The 18,546-nt window shown below is 64.7% G+C and carries 19 protein-coding genes and 1 tRNA gene; 8 read left to right on the forward strand and 12 right to left on the reverse strand.

Annotated features, from left to right (window positions below; all coding sequences use genetic code 11):
- Positions 1-5: 5 nt before the first annotated feature.
- Together CXY74_RS01330 and CXY74_RS01335 are read right to left on the reverse strand one after the other, a co-directional pair.
- Positions 6-1,022: a glycosyl transferase gene (locus CXY74_RS01330; RefSeq protein WP_199183108.1), complete on the reverse strand. Its 1,017-nt coding sequence runs from the start codon at positions 1,020-1,022 to the stop codon at positions 6-8.
- Positions 1,023-1,134: 112 nt separating this feature from the next.
- Positions 1,135-2,574, reverse strand: a complete 1,440-nt coding sequence (locus tag CXY74_RS01335; RefSeq protein ID WP_104198765.1) for a hypothetical protein — start codon at positions 2,572-2,574, stop codon at positions 1,135-1,137.
- 232 nt (positions 2,575-2,806) lie between these two features.
- On the opposite strand from CXY74_RS01335, the gene CXY74_RS18280 reads away from it, so the two are divergent.
- Positions 2,807-3,283, forward strand: coding sequence for a DapH/DapD/GlmU-related protein (locus tag CXY74_RS18280; RefSeq protein WP_104198766.1), 477 nt, complete (start codon positions 2,807-2,809; stop codon positions 3,281-3,283).
- Here the strand turns inward: CXY74_RS18280 and CXY74_RS01345 are convergent.
- The 7 genes from CXY74_RS01345 to CXY74_RS01375 form a co-directional block, all read right to left on the reverse strand.
- Positions 3,255-3,797 (reverse strand): YdcF family protein, encoded by a 543-nt coding sequence (locus tag CXY74_RS01345; protein WP_104198767.1) that lies wholly within the window; start codon positions 3,795-3,797, stop codon positions 3,255-3,257. The genes CXY74_RS18280 and CXY74_RS01345 overlap by 29 nt on opposite strands.
- 23 nt (positions 3,798-3,820) lie before the next feature.
- Complete coding sequence (locus tag CXY74_RS01350) at positions 3,821-4,948, reverse strand: acyltransferase family protein (protein ID WP_158252268.1); 1,128 nt, start codon at positions 4,946-4,948, stop codon at positions 3,821-3,823.
- Between the two features lie 13 nt (positions 4,949-4,961).
- Positions 4,962-5,816 (reverse strand): hypothetical protein, encoded by an 855-nt coding sequence (locus CXY74_RS01355; protein ID WP_104198769.1) that lies wholly within the window; start codon positions 5,814-5,816, stop codon positions 4,962-4,964.
- Positions 5,817-5,885: 69 nt separating this feature from the next.
- Positions 5,886-6,359, reverse strand: coding sequence for a VanZ family protein (locus CXY74_RS01360; protein WP_104198770.1), 474 nt, complete (start codon positions 6,357-6,359; stop codon positions 5,886-5,888).
- A 61-nt stretch (positions 6,360-6,420) separates the two neighbouring features.
- Positions 6,421-6,494, reverse strand: a tRNA-Pro gene (locus tag CXY74_RS01365).
- A 63-nt stretch (positions 6,495-6,557) separates the two neighbouring features.
- Positions 6,558-7,550 carry a metallophosphoesterase gene (locus tag CXY74_RS01370; protein WP_104198771.1) on the reverse strand — a complete coding sequence of 331 codons (993 nt, stop codon included), beginning with the start codon at positions 7,548-7,550 and terminating at the stop codon, positions 6,558-6,560.
- Positions 7,547-10,156, reverse strand: a complete 2,610-nt coding sequence (locus CXY74_RS01375) for a transglycosylase domain-containing protein (RefSeq protein ID WP_233193108.1) — start codon at positions 10,154-10,156, stop codon at positions 7,547-7,549. Before CXY74_RS01375 ends, CXY74_RS01370 begins: the two co-directional genes overlap by 4 nt.
- Positions 10,157-10,227: 71 nt before the next feature.
- On the opposite strand from CXY74_RS01375, the gene CXY74_RS17650 reads away from it, so the two are divergent.
- Both CXY74_RS17650 and CXY74_RS01380 read left to right on the forward strand, forming a co-directional pair.
- The gene (locus tag CXY74_RS17650; RefSeq protein WP_166786190.1) at positions 10,228-10,395 is read left to right on the forward strand and encodes a hypothetical protein; all 168 of its coding nucleotides are present in this window, start codon (positions 10,228-10,230) and stop codon (positions 10,393-10,395) included.
- Positions 10,396-10,397: 2 nt separating this feature from the next.
- Entirely contained in the window at positions 10,398-10,868 is a 471-nt protein-coding gene (locus CXY74_RS01380) for a RidA family protein (protein WP_104198773.1), read from the forward strand.
- Positions 10,869-10,879: 11 nt separating this feature from the next.
- On the opposite strand, the gene CXY74_RS01385 is transcribed toward CXY74_RS01380, so the two are convergent.
- Together CXY74_RS01385 and acs are read right to left on the reverse strand one after the other, a co-directional pair.
- Complete coding sequence (locus tag CXY74_RS01385; protein ID WP_104198774.1) at positions 10,880-12,106, reverse strand: acyltransferase; 1,227 nt, start codon at positions 12,104-12,106, stop codon at positions 10,880-10,882.
- A 209-nt stretch (positions 12,107-12,315) separates the two neighbouring features.
- Positions 12,316-14,289, reverse strand: coding sequence for an acetate--CoA ligase (gene acs / locus CXY74_RS01390; RefSeq protein WP_104198775.1), 1,974 nt, complete (start codon positions 14,287-14,289; stop codon positions 12,316-12,318).
- 445 nt (positions 14,290-14,734) lie between these two features.
- Between acs and CXY74_RS01395 the strand changes: the two genes are divergently transcribed.
- From CXY74_RS01395 to CXY74_RS01415, 5 genes are all read left to right on the forward strand, one after another.
- Entirely contained in the window at positions 14,735-15,940 is a 1,206-nt protein-coding gene (locus tag CXY74_RS01395; protein ID WP_104198776.1) for a TadA family conjugal transfer-associated ATPase, read from the forward strand.
- Positions 15,941-15,949: 9 nt separating this feature from the next.
- Complete coding sequence (locus tag CXY74_RS01400; protein WP_104198777.1) at positions 15,950-17,182, forward strand: type II secretion system F family protein; 1,233 nt, start codon at positions 15,950-15,952, stop codon at positions 17,180-17,182.
- An 85-nt stretch (positions 17,183-17,267) separates the two neighbouring features.
- Positions 17,268-17,471: a DUF4244 domain-containing protein gene (locus CXY74_RS01405; protein WP_104127989.1), complete on the forward strand. Its 204-nt coding sequence runs from the start codon at positions 17,268-17,270 to the stop codon at positions 17,469-17,471.
- The gene (locus CXY74_RS01410) at positions 17,452-17,802 is read left to right on the forward strand and encodes a TadE family type IV pilus minor pilin (RefSeq protein ID WP_233193109.1); all 351 of its coding nucleotides are present in this window, start codon (positions 17,452-17,454) and stop codon (positions 17,800-17,802) included. The genes CXY74_RS01405 and CXY74_RS01410 overlap by 20 nt, the downstream gene beginning before the upstream one ends.
- Entirely contained in the window at positions 17,799-18,176 is a 378-nt protein-coding gene (locus CXY74_RS01415) for an Rv3654c family TadE-like protein (protein WP_104198778.1), read from the forward strand. Before CXY74_RS01410 ends, CXY74_RS01415 begins: the two co-directional genes overlap by 4 nt.
- Before the next feature lie 31 nt (positions 18,177-18,207).
- Here the strand turns inward: CXY74_RS01415 and CXY74_RS01420 are convergent, their stop codons facing one another.
- The gene (locus tag CXY74_RS01420; RefSeq protein ID WP_104198779.1) at positions 18,208-18,444 is read right to left on the reverse strand and encodes a hypothetical protein; all 237 of its coding nucleotides are present in this window, start codon (positions 18,442-18,444) and stop codon (positions 18,208-18,210) included.
- Positions 18,445-18,546 lie beyond the last annotated feature (102 nt).

Raw genomic sequence — 18,546 nt, forward strand, 5'->3', positions numbered from 1 at the left:
CGCGGTCAACGGATATTCCGCCCAGTGCGCCCAGTGCGCCCAGTGCGCCCAGTCAGCTGCAAGGCACGCAGATAGGTTTGATAACTTTGCAGGCCGAGCGTCTTCCAATCCCGTCCAGAGAGCTGTGGGCGCCGGTGGGCGCCGGCAGCGCGCATCCGCTTGAGGGTCTCGCAGAGAATCTCGGGTGTGAGCTCGCCGTCATAGAGGTAAATCCAGTCGGGCCCGACTTCGTCGGCCAGGGCGAGGTTCGACGGCGTCGACGGCACGAGCACCGGTCGATCGAGCGACAGCGCTACGAGCAACACGCCCGAATTGTGCATTTCGCGATAGGGCAGTACAACCAGCTCCGCCAAGCCGACCTCAGACACCAATTCTTCGTCGGAGACGAAGCGCAACACCGCGCTGATGCGCGAATCCTGCGCGGCCTCGGTGATGATGACTTTTTCGAGCCCGCTTGATGGTCTTCCGACTACGCGCAGGGTCAGTTCAGGGACCGGCACTGCCCGGAACACCTGCAGCAGCGTTTCGACCCCCTTGTACGGCCGAATCAGGCCGAAATAGAGGATGCGCCCTGACACCGATTCGGGCAGCGTCATGCCGCTGAAACGGTCGCGATAGTGCCCGTGCAAAATGGTGACCGCCCGAGACTCGGGTTCAACCGGTGTGGTCGGATTGAGACGAATTACGAGTGCAGTGCGGGCGTCGAGCGCGTTCAGCGCGCGTGTTTCGGCGCTCGCGCCTGCTTCGTGCGGGGTCAGGTTGTGCGCGGTGCGCACTATCGGAATGCGCTGCAGGCGCACACGCAGCAGTAGCGCGTAGAGAGCGCCGCGACGCAGCCGCGCCTTCAGCGGTCGCGGGGCGCGAATGAGCAGCTCCGGCCAGTGCACGTGAAGTACGTCATAGCGGCCGAGCAGCGCAGTGCGCCAGGAAAAAAATCGCATGGTCACGGCAGCCGGTGCGCCGTCGACCACTTGATTGACGTACCGGGTGGTGCCATCTGGCGGACTCAGCGATTGCAACACGGTGATACTTTTCGCCCCTGTAGTAATCACGCCCATACCCCTCACGGACCGGTGAGAACCGGCATTAACTGAGAATCTGTCGGTTTAGCGTAGCGTGCGAGCCTTTCCTGCGTTAGAGCCTCGCGTACCCCCGTTTGGGGCGCGCGGGTACCCTCCGCGCGCTCGGCGCGCGGCCGGGTTCGTGCGGGCCAGCGGCATCCGCTCGCGTCGGATTCAAGGCCAGGATGAGCAGGCAGCCGAGCAGCAGGTGCATCGGGCGCAGGGCGTCGATGGCGTTGAAGCCGGCAATACATACGGTGTAGGCCAGGAGCGCAGCCGCCGCGCCGACGGCTCGGCGCGACAGCGCGTGCGCGACGGCCGAGCCGATCATGAGCAAGAACAGTACGACACCGGGCAGGCCGAGGCTGATAAGCAGTTGCAAGAGCGAATTCTCGATGGTGACGTCGTTGAACAGTCGCCCGGTGATGCCCGAGGTGCCGGGGCCAGACCCGATCCAGCCGGTGAAGTTGGCCGCCTGCACGGACACCCAGACGCCGAGGTCGCGGGCCTGCGACGACAGTTCGGCTTCGACCGAGTTGTTGCGGGCAGTGAACGCATCGAACTGGAACAATCCCACGACCGCGACGACCATGAGCACGGCGAGCAGGGCGAATTTACCCCAGCGCTTTTCGCCCCGCAGCAGGAGCGAGACCGTGTACGCAAAGCCGATGGCGATTGCCGCGGCGAGAATGGCGCCGCGCGAGACGGTCGCGACGAGGCCCAGACCGCTGAAAACGGCCGCGGCCAGGGCGGGCTTGGAACTCTCTTGCAGCCAGATGCCAATGGCTAGTGCGCAAGCCACGGCAAGGAACAGGGCGGCGAAGAGCGGATGCCCGAATGATGCGTCGGCCCGATACACCGACCAGTGTTGATGGTCGGTGAGGCCGAGCATCGAGAACAGGGTGCCCCAGATCGGATTGAAGCGCAGCACGCCTTCGACGACGGCGTAGGCACCGAGCCAGGCGCCGAGCAGGAGCCAGGTGCGGCGAATCCAGTACGCCTCCCGAGTGCTGGTGCCAATACACAGGGGCAGTAGAACGGCGGCGCTGAAGCTGATCATCCAGCCGAGGCTCGCCTGCAGATCAGGCGTACGCGCGAGGGTGAACAGCGTCCAGACCAGAAAGATCAGAGCGAAGTAGCGGGTGGCTGACCGAAAAGGGGTGGGTGGCGTCGCGGGCTGAGCATCCGTTTTCGTTGGGAGCAGGCGACGCAATGCCCAGATCACGATAATCATGGTGGTCAGCGGCAGGGCGCCGATCGGGCCGTCCTGCGGTAGGACGCGGGCTGGGACCAGTGCGAACGTGACCAGCGCAACCGCGGGAAGGATATGCACCGGCAAGAGGAGCAGGGCGGCGGTGGCAACGAAGGCGAGCAATGTCAGCGGAATCAGAATGATGCCGACGGGGGTGATGAATCGCGGCAGAACCACGCTCGCCACAATGACGAGAAGGGCGGCGAGCGCAATCAGGACGACCGGCGTGCTTCGCAATCGGCGCAGGGTGGAATCGAACATCGGCCGCCTTGGGTTGTCGTAGCGCAGGGGTTTATCGGGTGTTGCGCAGCGCTAGTGGAGTAGGCGCAACGATAACACGTGAATTTTCCTCAGCGCCAGCGCGGCCGCTCGAAAACCGATACTTTGAGCGGGTCGCTGCAAGCCTGAACCACCAAAGAAGTGGAGTTTTACGGTGAAATTGTCCCGTCTTACCTATAGATTTCAGCGCAGTACCCGGGGCCGGGTTTACGCCATGCGCGCCCTGGGCGTGCAGATCGGCGCCGGATGCCGCATCCTCTCCGACATAATCACGTCGGAGCCGTGGCTCATCTCGGTCGGTGACCGCGTGACGATCAGTTCTGGTGTGACATTCATCACCCATGACGGATCCGGCTGGCTCTACCGGGATGAGCGCGGCCGCCGCTACCGGTTTGCGCCGATTCGGGTAGGCTCCGACGTCTTCATCGGCGCCGGTGTCACCGTGCTGCCGGGTGTGCGAATCGGCGACCGGTGCGTGGTCGGAGCAGGGTCGGTGGTCACCGCATCCGTGCCGGACGGAACCATCGTGGCCGGCGTTCCGGCCCGGCCGATCAAGGACTGGCCCGCGTTCCACGCGGGGCTTGCCGCGTGGCCGGCCGAGGCTGATATGGTCGGCGAGACGTACCGCCAGCGGGTCGACTCAATCGCCGAGGGGTTTCAGGTCAACAAGCCGGCGCAATCCACGCCTTGACAAAACCGGCGCTCTGGTAGGCGAACTGGTAAGCCCATTTCAGCGGATCCATCGGCTGCCGGGCGCCGACCACAGCAAGGGAACCGGCATAGCACCGGCTGATCTGCACCCGAGCTCGGCTCACGTGATAGCTCGAGGTGACCACGATCACCCGATTCCATCCTTGGACGGTCGCGAACGCGGCAATCGCTTCGGCTTCACCGCGGGTCGTGGTCGGGTGTGCGTCGAAGCAGTGCACTTTGATCGTCGTGCCAGGAACCGGTACGGCTCGCGCACACAGATGTGCCGGTCGAGTGTCACCGCCGAACGCGTCTGAGATGAAAATCCTGCCGCTGTATCCGGATTCGGCGAGGTCCACGGCCTTCGCAACGACGGCTGCGCTGCCGAGTCCGCCAAGCACGACGATGGCGTCGGCCGGGCCTGCCGGGTCCTCGCGGGGAAACATGACGGTTCGAGTCGTGACGGCCAGAAGCCCTACGATCAGCAGCGCGAGGCCGGTGAGCACGACCAGCACGCGCTGTCGCCGGCGGGCTCGTCTCAATCGTTTCGTGGCAGCATCCGCTCTGGGGATTCTGCCGCCTGGGCCGAAACGGATGCCGCCGCTTTCGCCGTTACGTTTCCCGCAGGAGCGCGACCAGAGAACCAGGCCGGCACAGCGAATCCGTAGCGCAGCACCGGTCGGTCGCGCACAAGGTGCCAGAAACCCAGGGAGGCGGCCACCGCGCCACCGGCGACGAGCAGGGGCAGCACCGGGCCGAGGCGGTCGAGCCAGGTCTGGCCGCGGGCGAGCAGCAGCAGACTGGTCAAGGCCGAGACAAACAAAACGTGCACCACGTAGATCGGCAGGGTGTTGCGGCCGACGTAGGTCAGCCAGTCGAACGTTCGGAACCCCACCAGAAACCGGGCCACGAGGAGGCCGGCGCCGAGGGCCAGTAGGCTCACCAGCACGAGGGTGCCCGTAATGAACGGTACCCGAGCGTCGACGATGAGAATCACGCCGGCCGATACCAGGAAGGTTGCGCCGAAACCGAGGCCGAGCCAGAGGGCGCCTAACTGGCTGGGCCGATTGACGAAGGTCAGGATCCGCTCGCGCAGGTAGCAGCCGAGAAGGAAGAATACGTAGTATCGGCCGATGCCGTTCCAGGCGATATTACCGGTGTCAGCGCGAGCGAAGAACAATACCGACAACACGGCAGCGACGCCGACTTGCACCCGCCAGTCGATGTGGTTTCGCATGAGTTTTGAGGCAATGAAGAACAGGGCGAGGGCGTAAAGAAACCATAGGCCGTTGCTGGGCCGCAACGGGGCGAGCAGCAGATCGACCGGGTTGGTCTCGTCAAAGCCTGCGGGGTTTGGCAGCAGGGAGAAATAGCCAAAGCGGATGACTGTCCACAGCAACAGTGCCCAGACCAGCAGGCTCAGTCGGGTGCGCCAGAGAGTGGGCCAGGTACGTGTGATGATCGACGCGGCGAACAGGCCAGAGGCGAGAAAGAACAGCGGCATGCGAAACACGATAAAGACGAGGTTGATCTTGTTCCACACGTCGGGGGCCAGGCCGGAAAGAACCGTCCACTGCACCGCGTGCGCCAGGGCGACGAGCAAAATCGCGATACCCTTCGCGCCGTCGACCCAGTCGACCCTGGTGCGATCGATCTCGGTGCCCACTGGTATCTCCCTGTCAGACCGACCACTGTGCGAAGGTTTTGATCATGTCGGTGTGGGCGAAGCCCGGCGTCTCGTGGCCGAGCGTGTGGTACATCACTTGGGTATCGGCGGCGACCGGCTTGATCTTATTGATCAGGGCGAGGCCGTTTCTGCTCGGCACGACGACGTTATCGGGGTGGGCATCATCGGAGACGAGCACCTTGACCCGGCTGTTGGTCCACGGGGTCGCGCTGATACGTGCGGGGTTGGTTGCCTTGATCAGGGTGGGGTCGTTGCCGTAGGCGTCTCCGACGCGCGCCTGGTTCTTGGTGTCGTAGGCGTAGAGCCACTCGTTGTCGTAGAGCCCGTTCACCATGTACAGGCCGCGAATGTACGGGATGAGCTTCTTGCCGTAGGTGTAGCAGCCGAGCGATCCGCCAAAGGAGGTGGCGCGCAGAAAATTACGGCGCACGGTGTAGAGCGCGCTCAGGTAGGTCCACGCATTCTTCTGCGCCGTCGTGGCGATGGAGTTGGTGTACTGGGTGCCACCGGCGTTGATGCAGATGGCGATGGTGTTCTGATCGACAACGAGCTCACCGGGATACTTGTACCCGCCGTTGAGCGCGTTGTGCGAGCTGGATGCTGCATGGTAGAACCAGACGGCACCGACAGCGCTCGCCGAGTTCATCGAGATCGTCTGCGGAATGAACAGGCGGGCCCGATCACCGCCGATGTCCACTTCGATGTTGTCGTAGAGCTTTCTACCCTTCTGGGTGAGCACGTTCGAGACGCGCGACACCTCTCCCGGTAGTTTCGGGGCGGTGGCAGCGAACGCGGCGGGTGCGCCGAGCGCACCGAATCCGAGTGTAGCTGCACCAGCAGTTGACAAAGTGAGAAATCCTCTGCGATCCATGCTGCAAAAGTTAGCAGAGAGAATCGACGAGGTCCAATCCGAAAGTTATCGAAATTGGATTGTGCGGCGTGCGGGGCGCGGCCCCAGGGTGAGACGAAGCACGATCAGCGCCAGAACCGTGCCGAATACCGCCCCAAGACTGTTGGCTAGGATGTCGCTGACGGTGCCGAAACGTTCGGGCAGAAAAACGAGCTGGCCGAGCTCGATCATAGCGCTGACCAGGGCGCCGATCACCGGGCCGAGCCACCAGCGCCGCGCTCCGGCGAGCACCACGACGAGCAGGCCAACCGGAATGAACAGCGCGATGTTGGCGGTGCACTCAATGGTGTCGTAACCAAACCGAGTCGGCATCCCATGCCCGTGTAGCCAGGTCACGAAAGCCCCGACCGACCCGTGCACATTTCGGTCGACGGGCGTGGGCCAGAATGCGATCAGAGTGAGAGCGACAAGGTAGACCAGTGCGACCCACAGGGCGCAGCCGTGCAGCCGCCTGTGCCGACGGATGATGATAAAACACAACCCCCCACTCGATCAGAGTGGGGGGTCGTGTTGTACTTTCGGCCAATAGTATCTACTGCGGTCGGGGTAACAGGATTTGAACCTGCGACCTCGTCGTCCCGAACGACGCGCGCTACCAAGCTGCGCCATACCCCGATGGCCCGTGGGCCTCACCCAGTATAGGCGCTCACACCCTCCCGCGACGAATTGAGTCGGCAGTTAGGCGGCGGTGAGGGTGAGCAGCGTCGCCTCGGGCGGGCAGGCGAAGCGTACGGGCGCGTAAATGGAGGTTCCGAGGCCAGCCGAGACGTTCAGGAATGCCGTACGCAAGCCGTGGTTCCACAGGCTCAAGCCCTTGACCTGGCGTCGCGGAATATCGCAGTTGGTCACGAGCGCGCCGAAACCCGGCACGCAGACCTGGCCGCCGTGGGTGTGGCCGGCCAGAATCAATTGGGCGCCATGGTTCACAAAAGAGTTCAGCACCCGCTGGTAGGGCGCGTGAGCGACCCCGACGGTGAGTGTGGACCGCGGGGCCGCGGCTTCTTCAGGGTCGGGCCAGATGTCATCGCCGAGCGGATCGTTCGCCCGCAAGTCGTCGATCGCACGCGTGATCAAGTCGAGCCGGTCCCGTCCGATATGCGGGTCATCGACGCCGAAGAACTCCACGTGGGTGTCTTTCAAGTCAAGAGAGTCGGCGGCGTTGTTGATATCTGTCCAACCGAGATCGGCGAACACCCGGCGCAGCGCATCGGTGTCGAGCTCTTCCCGGCGAACGGTGCGTCGGCTCGACGGCCCACCGAAGTACGTGAACGGGTTCTTCACCTGAGGTCCGACGTAATCGTTGGAGCCGTTGACGAAAACGCCGGGAATACCCCGGAACGGTTCGAGGGCATACTCGATGCCACTGACGCCGTCTTCGTGACCTAAGTTGTCACCGGTATCGACGACGAGGTCGGGCTTCAGGGAAGCGAGGCTGCGCACCCACTCCTGCTTGTTCTTCTGCCACGGAGCCATGTGCAGGTCGGAGAGGTGCAGCACCCGAATGGATGTCGACCCCGGCGCGAGCACCGGAACGTTCACCTCACGCAGCGTGAATCGATTCCGCTCCACGAGCGCGCCCCAGGCGAAGGCGGTCAGGCCGACCGCGCCCGCCGCCGAGAGCAACGCGCCGACGAGTCGTCCGCCCTCGCCGAGGGGGCGAAGTGCGGTCATTCGTTCTGGCCGCTATTGCCGTTATTGCCGTTATTGCCGCCATCGTCCTGACCGGGGGCGGGGGCAGGCGCCGTGTACTTACCGATGACGATGGTCACGGCGTCGCCCGGGCGGCTCGCCGTTCCCTCGCCCGGCTGGATAGCCATGACCTTACCGTCCTGCGCCTTGTTCGTGGTTGGCTGTTCAGTCTTGGCCACGGTGAAACCGAAGGGGGCGGCGGCCAGAGTGCTGCGGGCATCCGCTTCGTTCTTGCCGATCACTGAGGGGATCGTGACGCCCGTGCCATCGCTCGAGCGCGCAGTGATGGTGGCACCGCGAGTGGACGCCGACCCTCCGGCCGGATCGGTACTGGCCACGGTTCCGGCCGGCAGTTCTGAACTGGTCGCACCACCGTCGACAAAGAAGAACCCGGCCGCCTCGAGAGTGGACTTCGCATCCGCCATCGACTTGCCGCGCACGTCCGGTACCGGAACGGCCACCGCGTTGATCACGTTGGACGAGGCTTCTGGAAAGGCGTCTCCACCGTACTTGGCGTTGGCAACACTCATGACATCAGGCCAAACGAAGTGGCGCACGAGGGACGCGGTGACGCCGTTGAACTTAGTGAAACGCTGATTCTTGTACGGGCCACTCACGTTCACCACGCCGACAACCGTGGCAACCTTGCTGCTGGCGCCGCTCATCCAGGTGTCTTTGGCCTTGTCAGTGGTTCCGGTCTTACCGATAATCGGTTCCCGGGGCGAGGTGCGCCGGCCGGAGTCGGCGGCTGTTCCTCCGCCGGTCGTCGTGGTCGCCATGGCGTACTGCATTCCGGCGGCTACCTCCGGTGAGACTGACTGCGTGCAGGTGGACTTGGGGATCGGCAGCTCGGCTCCGTCAGAACCGATCATGCTGCGAATGACAATGGGGGTGCAGGTCATGCCGTTGTTGGCGATGCCGGCGAACGCCACGGCCATGGAGAGTGGGGCGACGAGGTTTGTGCCGATGACCGATGACGCATTCTGGCCGAGATCGCCGCCATCCGCCGCGTGCACGCCGAAGGCCTCCGCGGTCTTTCTGATGCCGCATAGGTCGAGCTTCTTGGCCATGCCGATGAAACCGGTGTTGATCGATCGGGTGGTCGAGCGCAGCGCCGATTCATTGGGGCCGCCCTCGCCGCCATCGTTACCCGGGGCGAACTTCGTGCCGTAACTCTGCGGCCCGAGGCAGCTGTCCTGGAATGTTCCCCAGTTTGCCTTGACTCGTGAGTCAACCCGTTCGGTCAGGGCATGCCCCTCCTTGAGCCACTCGGCCAGCGTGAAGACCTTGTAGGTTGAACCGGGCTGAAAACCACCGGAACCACCCGTGGCGAAGTCCGTGTTGTAGTTGATGCTCGTGAAATTGCTGCCGGCGGGCTGCTCCGCCTGGCTGTAGTCCTTATTTTGCGCCATGGCGAGCACCTCACCGGTGCCCACCTTGACACTCGAGACGACCCCGCCAACATCCCAGCCGGGATACGTCTTGGGGACGTACTTGTTCAGGGAAGTCTCAGCGGCACTCTGCAGTTCGAGGTCGAGTGTGGTGTACACGTTGAACCCGCCGCGCTTGAAGTTCGCGAGGCGCGCGTCAGCGTCCGCTCCGAAGGTGGGATCGGACTTCAGAATCTTGGTGACGTAGTCACAGAAGTAGGCACTGCCTCCGGCGGTCTGGCAGCCGGTGCTCGGCACGGTGATCACGGGCTCGATCGGCGCTGCGACGGCGGCGTCGTAGTCGACCTGGGTGATCTTGTCGTATGTGAGCATTTCGTTGAGAATGTAGTCGCGGCGGCCCTTATTGGCGGCATAGCCATTGGCCGCGCCGTTGGTCTCGCTGTCGGGTCGATCGAGCTGAAACTTGACCGGGTTGTTCACAATCGCCACCAGGCTCGCAGCCTGCGGCAGTGTCAGGTTGAGCGCGGTCGTGTTGAAGTAGTAGCTTGCGGCGGCTTCGATGCCGTACACCGATCCGCCGTAGCCGGCGATGTTCAGGTAGCCGCGAAGGATGTCTACTTTTTCGTACTTTTTCTCAAGGCCGATGGCCAGTCGCATCTCGCGCAGCTTGCGGTCAGCGGTGGGTTTGGTGGCATCGTCGTAGCACGCAGCTGCCTCGTCGGCGTCGGGCATTACCGCGCACTTTTGAATGAGCACGTTCTTGACGTACTGCTGGGTGATCGAGGAGCCACCGCGGGTGTCACCGCCGGCCATAGTCTGCACTGCACCATTGAAGCTGGACTGGATGTCTACGCCGCCGTGCTCCGTGAAACGCGGGTCTTCACCGGCGATCGCGGCATCCTTGGCGAACTGGCTGATCGCGTCGGACGCGACATCGACTCGGTTCTGCTCGTAAAACGAGGCCAGGAGCACGCGCGTGCCCACCGGATCCTCGGCGTTGGTCGACGCGTAGATGTTGCTCTTCTGGGAGAGCCGATCGATGGAAAGGTACTCCGGCAGGCTGTCGAACACGTTGATGGTGTTCGTAGCGGCCATGCCAGACAGGGCAACGGCGGGGGCGACGGCGGCGGTCACGAGAATACCGGCAACGGCACTCATCCCGACGAAACCCAGGAAACCCCCCAGAGCCCCGCTCACGGTTCGATTTTTGGCAGACATAGAATTGAGCGTAAGCGACAAATCTGAATGCCCGCCTCAATAGGAGTCACATGCCCGTCTGGGAATACCTCACAACGCCGTTGATGATCCACAACACGGCCGCCATTTTGAACAACTGGGGCTCTGACGGGTGGGAGCTCGTGCAGGTCGTAACCGGCCCCGAAGGTGGCCTGGTTGCGTACCTCAAACGCCCGCTCGCCCCCAAGGAAGACGCATAATTATGTCGCATATCGAAGCACGCCTGGCCGAACTGGGTCTGGTCCTTCCAAGCGTCGTGCCACCGGTCGCCGCGTACCTGCCCGCCGTGATCAGTAACGGTGTCGTCTACACCGCCGGCCAGCTGCCCATGGTCTCTGGCGCGCTGCCAGCCATCGGCAAGGTCGGCGACGGCCACGGCCTCGTTCCGGCCGCTGACGCCCAGGAGTACGCCCGCACCTGCGCGCTCAACGGCCTCGCCGCCATCAAGAGCGTGATTGGCTCGCTCGACCGCATCACCCAGGTGATCAAAGTCACGGGCTTCGTTGCCTCCGACCCTGCGTTCACCGGTCAGCCGACCGTCGTCAACGGTGCCTCTGACGTGCTTGTAGAGATTTTCGGAGATATCGGCCGCCACGCCCGTTCCGCCGTCGGCGTTGCGGTGCTGCCGCTCGACGCCCCGGTCGAGGTCGAGCTCATTGTTGCGTTCGCGTAGCTGACCCGCGCCTACTGGCGGTTCGCGAGCCGGGACATCCCCTCGGAAACGGATGCCCCGGCTCGCGTGCCATGGACCTGCGCCGGTTGCTCGACAAACCGGGTCATCAGCTGGGCGACGACCAGGCTGAGCGGCACCGACACGAGTGCGCCCAGCCACCAGCGGCCGGGGCCGGCGAGCACTGCGAAGGCCACCACGATGGGAAAGTGCACGAGGTACAGGCTGAAGCTGATGGATCCCAGCCAGTCGAGTGATCGGCGCGTCCGCGGCGCACGAACCCGGCCGCGCTCCGACACCGAGGCGGGCCAGAAAGCCACCGATGCCACGATCATAAACGCCCCGGCCACCCGCAGCGAAAGAGTGGCGTCGCTCCACACTCCGCTGGTCAGCGGGCGCAGCATCCAGTAGGCCACGAGCAGAGACGGGCCGAGCGCGGTCAGCGCCCACCCGAGTACCCGTCCATTGGCGCTCTCGACCAGGCGGTCGCTGCAGCCGTGCAGTTCGTCATAGTTGGCCGCCAGAAGGGCGCCGAGAGCGAACGGCGGCAGATACATGAGCGGCTGGGTCGTCGTGACGTAGCCGATGCTGGCCAGAGCACACAGCACAGCGGCCCAGAGCAGCATGCGGCGAATCGGGCTACTGACCGGTTTGCGGGTGAACGCTGCGAGGGCTGCGAACACCGGAAGCAGCAGGGAGAACCACATTTCCCAGACCAAGGACCACAGCGGCGGATTGATGTCGGGCCGCCGGGTTTCGCCTATTATGCTGCCTTCCCGCAGCAGGTTGCCGAGGCCCAGGTCTGGTGTGTCCTGCCGCGCCAGCCAGGGCCCGCCAGCCGCGCCGACCGTGCGCGGCACCAAAACAATCCAGACGACCGCTAGGCCCACCGACACCACGACGGGGACGGTCAAACGGATGACGCGGCGCACGTAATAGGCGCCCCAATCGTAGCGTGGGCCGGACTCGCGGGCGGCCAGCGGGGAACGCACGAGCACGAAGCCGCTCAGCACAAAGAACACCAGTACGAACTCGGGCCCGGCGAGCAGAACCTTCAGTGGGGACAGCGTGGCCCACCACCCCGCGGAAAAGAGCATGACGCCGACGCTCGACTCGTAGGCTGCAGCGATCTCCGGCACCGTCATGGACACATGGTGCGCCAGAACGACGAGGGCGGCCACCCCCCGCAGCGCATCGAGGCGGCCCAGGCGACCGCGCACGGGTGCCGCTGCTTCGGTCATGCCCACACAGTAGGACCCCTTGCTGGTTTCCGGGCGGGAACGCGCATAACTCCTGCAAAGTGAGTGTGCCGCTCACAACATCCCCTGCGAAATCGGGGAACTGGCGAACTGTAGCTGGGAATTGCAGGAGTTACGGTCTCGGGGGCAAGCATGACGGCCGCCTTGTGCGAATGGAAGGCGGCCGTCGTTGGTTGTGCAGGTAGGGGCGACTACTTTTTCATTTGCGCGGTGATGGTGTTCATCACCATGGTGTCGGCGAGGGTCGTCACGTCGCCGACGTCGCGGCCCTCAGCAGCGTCGCGCAACAGGCGGCGCATGATCTTGCCGGAACGGGTCTTCGGCAGCTCGTCGACGATGTAGATGTCACGCGGGCGGGCAATCGCTCCGATCTGCTGGGCGACGTGGGCTCGCAGAATGCTGACGATGTCCTCGTGCGATGCGATCTCGGCCTGGCTGAACTTGATCACCACGAACGCGACGACCGCCTGACCGGTGGTCTCGTCGGCGGCACCGACTACGGCGGCTTCAGCCGTGAGCGAATGCGCCACGAGGGATGACTCGATTTCGGCGGTGGAGAGGCGGTGTCCCGAAATGTTCATCACGTCGTCGACGCGGCCCAGCAACCAGATATCACCGTCGTGGTCGAGTCGAGCGCCGTCGCCGGCGAAGTACAGTGGGCCGTCCTTGGCGCCGATGGTGCCCTCAAACTTGTCCCAGTAAGTCTCCTTGAAGCGCTCCGGGTCGCCCCAGATGCCGCGCAGCATCGCCGGCCATGGCTGCGTGACCACGAGGAGCCCGCCGTTTCCATGGCCAACGTGCACGCCGTCGTCGTCGAGTACGTCGATCGTGATTCCCGGCACCGGCACCTGCGCCGCGCCCGGCTTTGTCTCGGTGAGCCCCGCGAGGGCCGAAACCATGATCGATCCGGTCTCGGTCTGCCACCAGGTGTCGACAATCGGAGTCAGGCTGCTGCCGATGACTTCGCGGTACCACATCCACGCTTCGGGGTTGATCGGCTCGCCCACCGAGCCGAGCACACGCAGGCTCGACAGGTCGAACTTCTGCGGAATCTGGCGTCCCAGCTTCATGAACGTACGAATGGCGGTCGGCGCTGTATACAGAATCGAGACCTTGTACTTCTCGATGATTTCCCACCAGCGACCGGTGTGCGGAGAATCGGGGGTGCCTTCATAGAGCACCTGGGTCGCGCCATTGGCGAGGGGGCCGTACACCACGTAGCTGTGCCCGGTGATCCAGCCGACGTCGGCGGTGCACCAGTAGACATCTGTTTCGGGCTTGAGGTCGAACACGTTCTGGTGGGTGAACGCATTCTGGGTCAGGTAGCCGCCGCTGGTATGCAGGATGCCCTTGGGTGCGCCGGTCGTGCCCGATGTATACAGAATGAACAGCGGGTTCTCGGCGGGGAAAGCCTCCGCCTCATGCTCGGGAGAGGCTGTTTCCATGGCATCGGACCACCAGATGTCGCGGTCGTTCCACTGCACGTCCTGGCCGGTGCGCTTGACTACAAGCACGTTCTTCACCGAGGAGTCGTTGGTCTGCAGGGCGGCGTCGACGGCCGGCTTGAGGGCGCTGATCTTGCCCTTGCGGTAGCCGCCATCGGCCGTGATGACGAGCACGGCATTGGCGTCATCGATGCGGGAACGCAGGCTTTCAGCGCTGAACCCGCCGAAAATGACCGAGTGCACGGCGCCGATGCGGGCGACGGCGAGCATGGAGATGACGGCCTCGGGGATCATCGGCAGGTAAACGGCCACACGGTCGCCGGCGGTGACGCCGAGCCCGATCAGCACATTGGCAGCTTTTTTGACCTCGGTAGTCAATTCGGAGTAGGTATAGCTGCGAGAATCACCGGGCTCGCCCTCGAAATACAGCGCAACACGGTCGCCGTTGCCGGCGAGAACGTGACGATCGAGGCAGTTGTACGCGACGTTGAGTGCGCCGTCTTCGAACCACTTCGCAAATGGCGGATTGGTCCAGTCGAGGATCTTGGTGAATGGCTTGTGCCAGTGCAACAGATTACGGGCCTGATCAGCCCAAAAAGTGGCCGGGTCCTTCTGCGAGACCCTGTATAGGTCGTGTGTCGCTGTCGTCTGTGCGGCGAACTCGGCAGTGGGCGCGAATCGACGCGATTCGTGCAGGAGGGTGTCAATTTTAACCGTCATATGTGTAATTCGCTCCTTTGCGGTACGTGCATGCGGGACAGTGCCAGCTCAACTGAACCCTACCGGTTTCCGGTCAATCTCTGTATACACAAACGAAATACTGAGAAATGAACCCCCGTCTTAGGGTGATTTTGCACCCCCCGACCGAGTGTCCTCATAAATGAGGACATTGGACTTGCAATCTGGGCACGTCTGCGTAAACTAAACACGTCTGAACGAAAGTTTTGACCGGCATCGCGTACGGTTCCCCCCAATCTACGTGGTGCTAGGCGGCACCTGTTCCCCCCAATAGGTGCCGCCCCTCTTATTTCGGCGATTGAGCAACCCAGCTCGTGCTCGAGGACTCATTCTGGTGTGGCTCCTCCCCAGATGCGTCAGCCAATCGGCTGTCCACGGATTGGGCTGAGGAGACTGTCACCGGGCTGGCTCGCCCTACCGTCGAGGGATGGGCCAGCCTTTCGTTGCCGTACCGTCCTACGCCGTACCAGCTTCTGCCGTGCCGTCCTCGACCGCCGCGGGCGATCCCTGGGCTGTGCGGTCGGACACTTCACGTTCGATCGTTACACGGCCTCCAGCGAATTCCGCTCGGCATCGCACGGCGACAACGGATGCCGTTGGCACCATACCGCAGGTCGGCACGGCGACAGTAGTCCCGGCAGCAGTCCCGGCAGCAGTCCCGGCAGCAGGCTTGGCAGGGGTCGGCAGTGAGCGCCTGAACGTGCGCGCGCTGGGTCCGCTGGCTGACTATGCCTCAGCCCCGAACACCACGGACTTGTTTGTCAACGGGGATTCCGGGCTCTGGATCGACGCCGGACACGGTCTCGCCTTCGTGCCGGCCTGGCACCTCGGCGAGGCCGAGGTACGTGAGCTGGCTGTGCGCCTGATCGCACTTGGTGAACGACACATCGATGAGGCGAGTCCATGCGTCGACGTACGGTTGGCCGATGGGATTCGGGTACACGCCGTGCTTCCGCCGGTATCGAGCACGGGAACACTGCTGTCAATCCGGCTGCCGCACGCTGCCGACCGCAGCCTCGGTGCACTCGCTGACGCCGGCCTGTTTGGCGTGGGCGAGGAGTGTGCTGCCCAGCTGAATCGGCTGCGTGCTGCGGTGCACGGCCGCCAAAACCTGCTTATCACCGGTGCCGCAGGGACTGGAAAGACTACGCTGCTGGCGGCCTTGTTGGGCGAAGCGCCAGCCGACGAGCGCATCGTGGCGATCGAAGACGTGGCGGAGCTGCGCATTCGGCATCCGCATGTTGTGGCCCTCGAGGCCAGGCAGGCCAATCTGGAGGGGGCGGGGCGTATCGGCCTGGAGGCGCTGCTGCGGGAGGCACTGCGCATGCGTCCGGATCGGCTCGTGCTCGGCGAGTGCCGCGGGGCGGAGATTCGCGAGCTGCTCGCCGCGCTCAACACTGGGCACGACGGGGGAGCGGGCACGCTGCACGCGAATTCGCTCGAAGACGTTCCGGCTCGACTGGAGGCGCTCGGCTCACTCGCCGGAATGAGCGCTTCGGCTGTTGCGCGGCAGACGGTGAGCGCTATCGGGCTGGTGCTGCACCTGGAACGCACCGACGGGGTGCGCAGGCTTGACTCGGTCGGCCGATTCGCCCTCGACGGCCGTGACCGTCTCTCGATCGAAGCCACCTGATGCCCCGAGATGGATCAGCCACGATTCGGGGAACGGGCGACGATGCGCCGGGCTGATACGGTACCGCCGATCGAGGAGGTCGCGGCGGTCACGCAACGGCTGGCCGTGCTGCTGTCGGCCGGTGTTTCCCCGGTGTCGGCCTGGGGTTATCTGTTACCGGCGCACGACGCGGCTGCGGCCGGAGCGCCTCGTGCCGATCAGCAGAGTGTCGGCTTGCCGCCGGAGCTGGGTAGGCGGGTGAGTTCAGTTCGTCGGGAGGTTAGAGGAAAGCAGGGGTCCTTGCCCGCGGCGGATGCGGCGGTGGCTCCGGTTGCCGGACCGATCACGCCCCCAGCGGCCGATTCGAAGCACGCGGGCACGGCCGCCGCGCCTATCCTGCGTGCTGCAGCGCGCGCCGCGGCGCGGGGCGACAGCGTGGCCGATGCGATCGCCGGCCAGGCACGCCGGCAACGCCGGGAGATTCCGTCGAGGATCGTCGACGCGCGGGCATCCGCTGGGCGGCCTGCGCGGGGACATGGCGACGCGGTGGGCCAGGCCGAGAGCGCCTGGCTCGGACTCGCCGCGGCCTGGCAGGTGGCCACGCAGGCTGGTGCGCCGCTGGCCGGGTGCCTGCGTGAGCTCGCTGGGTCGCTGCGCGAACTCGCCCAGGTGCAGCGCGATCTGGACGTGGCGCTGGCTGCGCCGCGGGCCACGGCACGACTGGTGATGGTGCTACCGGTGATCGGCGTCGTCTTCGGCAGTCTGATGGGTTTCGATTCCCTGCACACCCTGTTTTTGACCGTGCCGGGGCTGGTCTGTCTCGGTGGCGGCGCTCTCCTGATGCTCGCCGCAGCAGGCTGGAATCGCGCGCTGGTGCGCCGGGCGGGCCCACCCGACCTGACGCCGGGGCTACGACTGGAACTTATGGCCATTGCCATGTCCGGTGGCGGGTCGATCGACCGTTCGCGGGCGTTAGTGCAGGCGGCTGCCGAGCGATACGGCATTGCCCCCGGCACTGATGGTGGTTCCATCGACCGGATACTGGGCCTGTCGACGCGTGCGGGAGTTCCCGCAGCAGAGCTGCTGCGCAGCGAGGCCGAACAGCTGCGCCGCGATGCCCGCAGCGCGGGACAACGACGAGCCGCAACTCTTTCGGTGACGCTCATGCTGCCCCTCGGCCTCTGTGTGCTGCCCGCGTTCATGCTGGTGGGCGTGGTGCCGTTGCTGCTCAGCGTGCTCTCCTCCACCCTGACGACATTCTGAAACTCTCCACAAATAAGCGGATACCGAGGCGTGCGCTGAAGGATGAGAGCAGAGTGAGCGTGCTCGTGCCGCCCAACCCGCGTCGATGGACGCCGAAGGAGACGAGTCTGTGTATACAAAGACCACCCTGAAAACCCTGGCCGACGAAGCTGGCGCCGCGACGGCTGAATACGTTGTCGCCACGATGGCCGCGGTCGGATTCGCCGGGCTACTCATCGTCATTTTACGCAGCGACGAGGTGCGGGGGATGCTCACCGATCTGGTGCGACGTGCCCTCAGTATTGGGTAGCGCCAGTAGTAGGGGCAGCACGACCGCCGAATTCGCCACGGCGCTGCCGGCGGTCGTGCTCGTTCTGGCCTGCTGCCTTGGTGCTGTGCAAGTGGTCGGCGTGCACGTGCGGCTGACGGATGCCGCTGCCAGCGCTGCTCGTGCGCTGGCCCGTGGCGACACGGCAGCGCGCGCCACTGGCCTCGTCCTCCAAAGCGTGCCGGGGGCCAGCCTGGCTTCGCAGCGTCGCGGCGATTTCGTCTGTGCTCGAGTTACCGCGCACGGCCTGCCGGGGATTTTTACCGGGCTGACCCTCGAGGCACACTCGTGTGCCCTGGCCGGCGGCCAATGAGCGCGCGCGACGATACGGCGAATGCGCCAGGCGCCGCCGGGAAGGGGGCCGAGCGGGGAGCGGGGTCGATCCTCGCCCTCGCGGTGCTCGCTGCCACCGTGTTACTGACGACGTTCGTCGTCTTGGTCCTCGGACTGCTCACGGTCGGCCGGTCCGTCGCGAGTGCGGCCGATGCCGCCGCGCTCGCCGCCGCCGACACCGCTTCCGGCGCGATCGCGGGCTACCCGTGCGAGGCCGCGCAGGCAGTAGCGTCGCTAAATGGGACTGCCGTCACGCGCTGCACGGTGACGGGGCTGATCGCATCCGTTTCGGTGGGGCGGCGGGTGCAGGGCATAGATATCGTCGCGAGTGCCCGGGCCGGGCCGCCGCCCTGATGGGACGCCCGGTGCGCCACGCCGGGACGAATTAGGAGAGGAGAACTTCGAGATAGTGGTACTCGACCGCGCTCGGGCGACCGGGGGAATCGGAATCCTCGAACTCCAGGCCGGCGCCGCGCGCGTAGAGATAGCGTTTGCCGGCGTCGGCAGGAATCTCGATGCGGGGCCGAGGATCGCCCGAGTCGAGGAAGGTTGTTGTAATTGTTTTGCCCTGAAGGGGGCCATCCGTCAACTTCGCGGTGTATGTGGCCGTCATTGTACCCATAGGACTATTCTGCACTGGGGCAGGCAAACGGCAAGGGTCTGGAGTCGCTCCGCACCTCGCTCAAAGCGAACTGGGCGGTGGCTGGGAGTGCCGTGTGAGCGA

Source organism: Cryobacterium sp. Y29 (assembly GCF_002929825.1).
GTDB lineage: Bacteria > Actinomycetota > Actinomycetes > Actinomycetales > Microbacteriaceae > Cryobacterium.

Bases quoted from the DNA above. Each gene is read 5' to 3' on its own strand.
- CXY74_RS01420 (WP_104198779.1), bottom strand. From the start codon at position 18,444: ATGGGTACAATGACGGCCACATACACCGCGAAGTTGACGGATGGCCCC.
- CXY74_RS01335 (WP_104198765.1), bottom strand. From the start codon at position 2,574: ATGTTCGATTCCACCCTGCGCCGATTGCGAAGCACGCCGGTCGTCCTG.
- CXY74_RS01415 (WP_104198778.1), top strand. From the start codon at position 17,799: ATGAGCGCGCGCGACGATACGGCGAATGCGCCAGGCGCCGCCGGGAAG.
- CXY74_RS01380 (WP_104198773.1), top strand. From the start codon at position 10,398: ATGTCGCATATCGAAGCACGCCTGGCCGAACTGGGTCTGGTCCTTCCA.
- CXY74_RS17650 (WP_166786190.1), top strand. From the start codon at position 10,228: ATGCCCGTCTGGGAATACCTCACAACGCCGTTGATGATCCACAACACG.
- CXY74_RS01400 (WP_104198777.1), top strand. From the start codon at position 15,950: ATGGATCAGCCACGATTCGGGGAACGGGCGACGATGCGCCGGGCTGAT.
- CXY74_RS01405 (WP_104127989.1), top strand. From the start codon at position 17,268: ATGGACGCCGAAGGAGACGAGTCTGTGTATACAAAGACCACCCTGAAA.
- CXY74_RS01385 (WP_104198774.1), bottom strand. From the start codon at position 12,106: ATGACCGAAGCAGCGGCACCCGTGCGCGGTCGCCTGGGCCGCCTCGAT.
- acs (WP_104198775.1), bottom strand. From the start codon at position 14,289: ATGACGGTTAAAATTGACACCCTCCTGCACGAATCGCGTCGATTCGCG.
- CXY74_RS01395 (WP_104198776.1), top strand. From the start codon at position 14,735: ATGGGCCAGCCTTTCGTTGCCGTACCGTCCTACGCCGTACCAGCTTCT.
- CXY74_RS18280 (WP_104198766.1), top strand. From the start codon at position 2,807: ATGCGCGCCCTGGGCGTGCAGATCGGCGCCGGATGCCGCATCCTCTCC.
- CXY74_RS01370 (WP_104198771.1), bottom strand. From the start codon at position 7,550: ATGACCGCACTTCGCCCCCTCGGCGAGGGCGGACGACTCGTCGGCGCG.